Annotated in this window: 3 protein-coding genes and 1 pseudogene; 2 read left to right on the forward strand and 2 right to left on the reverse strand. The window is 59.3% G+C overall.

Annotated features, from left to right (window positions below; translation table 11 throughout):
- Positions 1-246 (reverse strand): annotated as a pseudogene (locus NW837_RS12685) (CPBP family intramembrane glutamate endopeptidase); the annotation flags it as partial.
- A gap of 14 nt (positions 247-260) precedes the next feature.
- Positions 261-542 carry an ATP-dependent Clp protease adapter ClpS gene (gene clpS / locus NW837_RS12690; protein ID WP_011432326.1) on the reverse strand — a complete coding sequence of 94 codons (282 nt, stop codon included), beginning with the start codon at positions 540-542 and terminating at the stop codon, positions 261-263.
- Positions 543-826: 284 nt separating this feature from the next.
- On the opposite strand from clpS, the gene NW837_RS12695 reads away from it, so the two are divergent.
- The gene (locus NW837_RS12695) at positions 827-1,570 is read left to right on the forward strand and encodes a PhoD-like phosphatase N-terminal domain-containing protein (RefSeq protein WP_414332000.1); all 744 of its coding nucleotides are present in this window, start codon (positions 827-829) and stop codon (positions 1,568-1,570) included.
- Positions 1,563-1,823, forward strand: a 261-nt coding sequence (locus NW837_RS12700) for an alkaline phosphatase D family protein (RefSeq protein ID WP_414332002.1), incomplete at its 3' end; no start/stop codon positions are given. The genes NW837_RS12695 and NW837_RS12700, both read left to right, overlap by 8 nt.

Genomic DNA, 1,823 nt, shown 5'->3' on the forward strand with positions numbered 1-1,823 from the left:
CCACAGGATCCCGCCTCGGCAAGGCCAACTGCCATCCAGTCCATAGGCGGCAAACCCGGATCCCCACACCCATAGCCAGGCTAGCAGCAGGGCATACAGGAGCAGCCACAGGTAGGCTCGCGCTTCCGGAAAAAACCACCCCCCCAGCCCGACCCACGGCAGCCAGGCTAGGAGGGGGATCGCCAAGAAAAGCAGCAGACGCAGCAGAAATGGACAAGCCCTCAGCTTGGAGATCGGCAGGCCCATCCAACCCGCCCCGCCTAGCGTTCCGGCTCAATGGAACTGGTCAGGCCATGCTGCCGCAACTGTTCGCAGTAAAACTCCGCGTGCTCCCGCGGCACCACGATCACCACAGCAACGCCGTTGTGGTGGGCTTCCAGCATGATCTCAGTGGCTTGCGGCGGCATCATCGCCGGGATCACCTTCACCAGCACCTGAACCACGTACTCCATGGTGTTGACATCGTCGTTGTGCAGCAACACCCGGTACATGGGCATGTGCTTTGGGGTTACAGAAGGCTTGACCAGAGTCTCCGTAGCCACGACGATCCCTCCTTCGGCAGGGTCAACAAGAAGTCTAAGGAACGCAAAACCGCAAAAATGGGGCAAAAGCAGGAAAAACTGTAATGAAATTTTAGCCTTCTCAGCAAGCTCTGTGAAAAGGCCGTGGGGAACCTGGGCGCAGGGGTCAGAGCCGTTAAACCAACCCTAACCCAGCCTTCACCTGCCCACAACCTCAGCTTGGGGGCAAAAGTGCTTGACTAAAAAGGCGATTGGCCTTTGTTGCGGATCCCTTTACATTTGCCTGCGTCCCTGAGGTGGGTCTTATGAGTTCCCTGCGTTCCCGTCGCTTTTTCCTGCAACTGCTTATGTTTGGAGGTGGGGCAGCCGCCCTGGCTGCCTGTGGGGGCACCTCCAGTTCCTCCATTCCCCCCCTGGGAGAGCCTGGATTTCCCCAAGGGGTATTTGCCGGGGATCCCACCTCGGAAGGGGCGGTGCTTTCCACGCGGGTGATCCCGGCCAGCGCGACAGATACGGTTGCGGTGACGTTGCAGGTGGCTGAGAATTCCGAGTTCAACCCCATTTCGCAACAAGTTTCGCTTACTGCTCGCCGTGTGGCGGGCCGCAACTACCGCACTGAGCCAGGCGACTACATTGCCCGCGCCGTCGTCACCGGCTTGAGGCCAGCGCAGCGCTACTTCTACCGGTTTGTCAGCGAGGGGTTTACCAGCCCTGTAGGCCAGTTTCGCACCCTGCCAGCTCCTGGGGATGGACGACCCATTCGCTTCTTACACATCAGTTGTGCCAACGAGCCTCCCTTTCCTATTGGGGCAGCCATGCTGGCAGAAGTCAGCCGCGGCGATATCGATTTCATTTCCTTTAACGGCGACACTGTCTACGCCGATCGCTTCTGGCTGGGGTTAGATCCCATCGGCAATCTGGAGTTCTACCGCAGCCTCTATCGGGATCAGCGGGATCCCAACTATGCCGGGCTATGCCGGGCGGGAGTTCGCGCAACTGTTTGGCCGGACTTCCTTTGTTGTCAACTGGGACGATCACGAGGTGATTGACAACTACAGTGGCCAGAAGGCCCGCGGTGGCCGGGCCACTCAGCTGAACGACACCACCGGGCAAACCCGCGATGTGGAAGATCTCAAGGTGCTCGGCTACCAAGCCTTTTTTGAATACAACCCCATTACCCCCAACCTGACAGATGTGGCCGGTGTGGATAGCCGGGATCGGCTGTTTCGCAGCTTCCGCTACGGGGCCAATGCCGAAGTCTTTATCCTGGATCTGCGCCAGTACCGGGATTTGGCCGCCGTG

The sequence above is a fragment of the Synechococcus sp. R6-10 genome (genome assembly GCF_047461815.1).
Classification (GTDB): Bacteria; Cyanobacteriota; Cyanobacteriia; order Thermostichales; family Thermostichaceae; genus Thermostichus.

Coding starts and splice junctions, on each gene's coding strand:
- NW837_RS12695 (WP_414332000.1), top strand. CDS start 827: ATGAGTTCCCTGCGTTCCCGTCGCTTTTTCCTGCAACTGCTTATGTTT.